Below are 5048 nucleotides of genomic sequence, written 5' to 3'. Positions count from 1 at the left end.
ATCCCTGCCGTTGGTTGTGAATTACAAAGGTCAGGAATATCATGCCACACTCACCGTGCCCGAAGGCGCACTGCTGGCGGGCAACAATTATACCTATACCGTCAAGGTACGCAACAAAGTCCTTGAAGTCAGCGAAGCCTCCATTGCAAAGTGGAACGATATAGACGGTGGAGAAGCGGGTGCCGACCTGTAAGACATTAATAATTAAGAATGAAGGATTATGAGACATAGATTATTTATCCCCGCAGCCACCGCGCTGCTGTTCGCCCTCACCGCCTGCACACAGGACGAACTTGCTGACGATAACCGTCTGCCCGAAGGTAAATACCCCGTAGTCATCCGTACCACCGGACTGTCCGTAGAGGCAACGCCGCTGGCAGCCCCTTCCACCCGTGCCACTGTGGACGGCGATTGGCAGGGTGTCTCTTCCGTGGCACTCAAGTTGGGCGATGCGGTAAAGGAATACACCGTAACGGCTTCTACCGATTTCAAGAGTGCCACACTCTCACGCGAGAACGCCCCGCACTACTGGACCAGCCGCGACCCGATTACCGTATCGGCATGGTGGCCCTTCAACAATGCCAACATCACACAGATGCCTGCCGTGAAGGTGGCCGAAGACCAAAGCAAATTGGCTGACTTCCAGAACAGCGACTTCATCTCTGCTGAGAACCGGAAAGTGGAATTTAACAACCCGACCTTGGAGTTCAACCACCGAACGGCACGCGTGGCAATCGAACTGAAGCCCGGTAAGGGATTCACAAGCGTGGACGGTGCCACGGTGAGCCTCGTGAGCCTGTCTGCCGATAACGGCAACCCGACTGCCATCAAGACCTACAACGCAAGCGGTAACACCTACGAGGCACTGACCGCCCCGCAGACCGTTGAGGCAGGCAAGCCGTTCATCCGGGTGGAACTCGGCGGCGGCACCTTCTACTTCCGCCCACAGAACAACGTCGTATTAGAGGCGGGCAACCGCTATAAATATACCGTCAAGGTGAACGCCTCCGGCTTGACGTTAGAGGGCTGCACTATCGGTGACTGGGCTGACGGCGGCGGCGAGAGCGGCGAGGCTGAGGATTTGGGCTATTCTATACAGGACGACGGCAGCTACATGGTCTATAACGCAGACGGCCTACTGGCATGGAACAAAGCGGCACAAAAAGACGAATCGATAAATTGCACCCTCACCGCCGACATCGACCTGACGGGTAAGGAATGGACACAGGTAGGCACATGGCCACCAGGTTACTCCGGCATCTTTAATGGGCAGGGACACCGCATTACGGGATTAAACTTTTCAGCAGCGACTACTGAACTTTTTGGGTTATTAAATGAACGTGGTGTGATAAAGAACCTACAACTCATAGATGTGAATCTGTATGGCAGTAGTGGACATGCAGCTGGAATAGTGGAGGAAAATAATGGTCAAATCATTGCCTGCTCTGTGACGGGAAAAATTTCTGCATATGGTAGAACTAGTAGTATAGCCGATTTAAATTATGGCAGTATCACCGCTTGCTGGTTCAACGGCACATTGGAAGAGTATGAATCTGGAGCTATAGTGCGTCATAACTACGCTTATATAACTTCCTGTTATTGGGGAGGCAATGCCGGGCAAGGAGTATTCAGTAATCTTGGAGGAAAGGTAGATGCCACGAAGGTGGACGGCGCGACCGTGAAATGGCAAACAGCCGTCGACGGCATGAACACCGCCCTCACCAACAACGACTACCAGTGGGCACTCGGCACCGACGGTCTGCCCGTATTGCAAAAGAGACAATAACGAACCCTAAACATCACGCATCATGAAACGAACAACCATCCATATATCCGCAGCCATCGCCCTGCTGCTTGGCCTTGCCGCCTGCACGCAGGACGAAGCGGGCTTCCTGCCAGAAGGGGCGGAAGGCACACCCATCGTCTTCACCGCCACGGGGCTGAAACCCGCCGCGACAGCCATCGCCAGTACCCGTGCCCCCGTGGATGGGAACTGGGAAGGCGTGCAGAGCGTGGCAGTCCTGATGAACGGCATGGTGAAGACGTACAACGCGACGCCCTCCACCGCCAACCCCACCAGCACCACGCTGACCTCCACCGCCCCTCACCGCTGGACCAACCACAACGACATCACCGTCACAGCGTGGTGGCCCTACACCGAGGGCGAGACAACTCTGCCTGCTGTGAAGGTAAAAGCCAACCAAAGTGCCCAAAAAGACTTTGAGACCAGCGACCTCATCGTAGCCGACGGGCAGACGGTGACCTACGGCAGCCCCACGCTCCGCTTCACCCACCGCACGGCGCGGGTGACCATCGTTCTGACGGACTACACCGAGGGGCTGGCATCTGTGCGGCTGACGGGTCTCTCCACCGAGAATGGCAATCCGGATGAAATCACCCCGTATGACAAGGGCAGCAACACCTACACCGCCCTCGTAGCCCCGCAAAGTGTGGCAGCTGGCACGACCTTCATTACCTGCACCTTCGCTGACGCCAAGACCTTCGTTTATAAGATGAAGAATGCTGCCGACTGGCAGGCGGGCGGTGAATATACCTACACCGTCTCCCTCGCTGCGGCAAAAGACCCGGGATATACCATAGAGGGCAACGGCAGCTACACCGTGACCTCCGCCGATGGTCTGATAAATGTAGCCGAATTAGTGAACGGAGGTAAGACCGACATTAACATTACCCTCGGCAAAAACATTGACCTGACGGGCAAAGGCTGGACGCCGATAGGCACGAACTACGAAAAGCGATACAAGGGTACCTTCGACGGCCGCGGCCATACCATCAAGGGGCTGACCGTTACGACAAATGACCAATTTGTGGGTCTGTTCGGCTATCTCGATAAAGCTGGTACGGTGAAGAACGTGGTGATGGAAGGCATACAGATAACAAGCAATCACGTGTTAATGTCAGGCAATACTGGCGGCGTGGTAGGATATAGCTGGGGCACCATTGAAAACTGCTCGGTGTCGGGCAGCGTCAGCGGCACGAATTGTGTCGGCGGTGTGGTGGGTAGCCAAAAGGCCGGTTCCATCATCGGATGCAGCTCCTCTGCCATAGTTAAGGGAACGCGCTATGTCGGCGGCGTGGCAGGAGAAAAATGGGGCACCATGACCGCTTGCTATGCCACAGGCAACGTGACCTTAGAAATTAACTCCCCACAGGATCTCTCAGGCGGCGGTGTAGTGGGATTAAACGGAGGAAGCACCGTCCTTGCCTGCTATGCCACGGGCAACGTAAATAGTAAGGGTAGCAACACTGGCAATGTACATATCGGCGGCTTGTTTGGAGATAACTACACCGTCGTGACCGCCTGCTACTGGAAGAACAATCAGGAACAAGGCTTCGACCGCAATCAGCATAGCACCGCCCCCGAAGCCACGAAGGTGGACGACTCTGTCGTTACCTGGCAGAAAGCCGTCGATGTCATGAACACCGCCTTGCAGAACGCAGGCTCAAAGTGGCGTTACGAACTTAACGGAGCATTGCCTACCTTGAGGAAGCAGTAAACCGTCGGGCGGGAAAAGTCCCGCCCGCAACGAACATTAACTGAAGTATAATCCCAATAAAGAAAGGAGGACGTGATGGAACACACGGAGAATCCACCATATTGGTTTTGGCATCAAGGCATTGTCAATAATAATATAGACTCCAGTGTAAATATGGAAGCTGTAAGCCGGACATTGTCAAGATTGGTGCTCATTAAAGACAACAAATCAAGTAATTAAATTAAAAACATGGGACTTTTTCACAGAGGCAAGAAAAATAATGACGATGAGCCGGACAGTGTTCAAACCAATTCATTCTCTGATATTATGAATGGTTTGCAGTACGCCGTAAACTGTGCACAAGATACATTACAGAATCATCAGATACAAAATCTGACCAGACTTTTTGAAGGAACAAATGCAAATAACGCAAATACGTTCCAATCAAAAAAAATCATGGTTGGAGACAAGACTATTGATATTCCACTTATAGCCTTGATATCCCATCATTATCTTGCGATGGATAATGTGCAGATAAAGTTCAAGGCGAAGGTCGGAAGCGTGGAATCACAGATTCCAGAAAACAACTTATTGTTATCCAGCCCACAAAGAGCCAATCTCCAGATGCAGATGAGCAACATAAAACCGGATGCGGATGATGTCATGGAGGTTTGCGTCAATTTTAAGGTTCAGGAGACTCCGGAGAGCATTTCCCGAATCATTGACGATTTTGTAAAAAACATCTAACAATTTTAAAATTCAAATGTTATGGCAGAAGAAATAAAGAACCAAGGGCAACAAGAATATGCAGAAAATATAAGCGGACAAGCAAAAGAGATTATTTCCGCTGCATTGGAAGAGACTAAAAATAACGGTACATCCCCTGTACTTGGAGATCCGAATGTGACTGACAATTTGAAGGGGCTTCCCATGCGGGAACTGATTGCAGCGCCGCTTATTGCAGCAGCCGAAGCTCAACAGGAATTGGCAGCGACAGCATGGAATTTCTACCAGAAAATTGCTTTTGATGAAGACGGTAAAACAGCTCGTGTATTGGAATTCGATATTAAAAGACCGATACAGCAGGATGGAAAAATGACAACAATGCCACAAAGTGTCAAAGCTCCGTTTATAGGATTGGTGCCTATTCCTTCTCTGCTTATAGACCGCGTGGATGTAGATTTCCAGATGGAGGTTACTGATACCTCAAATGTAAAAAACACTACTAATGCCGAAGTAGAGACAAAAGCTTCTGCAAAACATTGGTTTATAAATGCGGAAATCAGCGGCAAAGTCACGACCGCCCGTGAGAACACCCGCATGACCAACCAAACGGCAAAATACCAGATACATGTTTCTGCCAGCCAGCAGCCGCAGACCGAAGGTCTGTCTAAACTGATGGATATAATGGCATCATGTATCGAGCCTATAAATACAGGAAGCAGTAAATAGAGTATAAACATATAGAACGGGATGGATAAAGTCCCGTTCAAATTTGATAACAATAGGAATGAAAACAAAGAAAACAGTAAACCAAAAGCTGAAGCGCAT

5 protein-coding genes are annotated in these 5048 nt (G+C 50.8%); all 5 read left to right on the top strand.

The annotated features are described in order from the left end of the window. Positions 1 to 193 (top strand): fimbrillin family protein (locus KTQ90_RS12745; RefSeq protein ID WP_217318743.1); only part of this gene is annotated, 193 nt, incomplete at its 5' end. Positions 194 to 220: 27 nt separating this feature from the next. Continuing rightward, positions 221 to 1786, top strand: coding sequence for a fimbrillin family protein (locus tag KTQ90_RS12740; protein WP_008616559.1), 1566 nt, complete (start codon positions 221 to 223; stop codon positions 1784 to 1786). 22 nt (positions 1787 to 1808) lie between these two features. After that, positions 1809 to 3518: a fimbrillin family protein gene (locus KTQ90_RS12735; RefSeq protein WP_008616545.1), complete on the top strand. Its 1710-nt coding sequence runs from the start codon at positions 1809 to 1811 to the stop codon at positions 3516 to 3518. 228 nt (positions 3519 to 3746) lie between these two features. Continuing rightward, positions 3747 to 4244 carry a DUF2589 domain-containing protein gene (locus KTQ90_RS12730; protein ID WP_005776225.1) on the top strand — a complete coding sequence of 166 codons (498 nt, stop codon included), beginning with the start codon at positions 3747 to 3749 and terminating at the stop codon, positions 4242 to 4244. Positions 4245 to 4265: 21 nt separating this feature from the next. After that, positions 4266 to 4949, top strand: coding sequence for a DUF2589 domain-containing protein (locus KTQ90_RS12725; protein ID WP_217318742.1), 684 nt, complete (start codon positions 4266 to 4268; stop codon positions 4947 to 4949). The last annotated feature ends 99 nt before the right edge of the window (positions 4950 to 5048 follow it).

This window comes from Leyella stercorea, from assembly GCF_019052365.1.
Taxonomy (GTDB): Bacteria; Bacteroidota; Bacteroidia; order Bacteroidales; family Bacteroidaceae; genus Prevotella.
Note: the sequence above shows the minus strand (reverse complement) of the source record. Positions and strands in the feature narration are given on the sequence as shown.